The sequence below is a fragment of the Allobosea sp. P4_C6 genome (assembly GCF_056402015.1).
Genome location: NZ_JBFUIF010000319.1, coordinates 1 through 733 on the forward strand (window position 1 = coordinate 1; position 733 = coordinate 733).

Annotated in this window: 1 tRNA gene; it reads left to right on the top strand. The window is 59.3% G+C overall.

From position 1 onward, the window contains the following. The first annotated feature begins 151 nt into the window (after window positions 1–151). Window positions 152–226, top strand: a tRNA-Gln gene (locus tag AC1DVA_RS28915). Window positions 227–733 lie beyond the last annotated feature (507 nt).

Sequence of the window (733 nt, forward strand, 5' to 3'; positions counted from 1 at the left end):
CTGGTGGCCGCTGGTGGCCGGCTTATAGCCAGCACGCGGCCCCGGCGCAACAGCTCGTTTGCAGCCTGGGGATGATTTCTTCCGAGGTTCCAGGGAGCCACCGCGAGACGGTTGCACATGACGACGACGCGTTCTAGAACGCGCGACACATTGGGGCGTCGCCAAGTGGTAAGGCAGCGGTTTTTGGTACCGCCATTCGGAGGTTCGAATCCTCCCGCCCCAGCCAGTGTGCTAAGCTATTGATTTTAAACGTCTTTCTAGAATCTCCGTAACAGTCGCCCGTAACACTCGGACGGGACTCGACAAACTGTCGGGCGATTCCATTCGAGACGAGGCGAACGAGCCTAACGCACGGCCCTCAGCAATCTGGGCTTGCGACGCCCGCCGATCACCTTAGATTAGATTTGTCCTAAACAAGCGGGACGAGTCTGCGTTGGGGGACGCCATGCCTTTTTCCTCCCTAGTTGATCCAGTTGATCTAGCGCGGGCTCACGGCGCGTTTGCGGCTGCATGGATCCAGATCAAATCGAAAGTCCCTTCTGAGGACTGCGAGCGGGTTCGTGCCCGACTTGCCTACATCGTCGCGAACCTCTGGCCTGCCCCCTGAAAAGTGGCCCTCCCTGAAGTAGGCGTTTTGAGCCTTTGGAGGATGCCCGCGATGCCGCAGAAGAAGCACAAGCCTGAAGAGATCGTCGCGAAGCTGCGGCAGGTCGACGTGCTGTTGTCCCAGGGG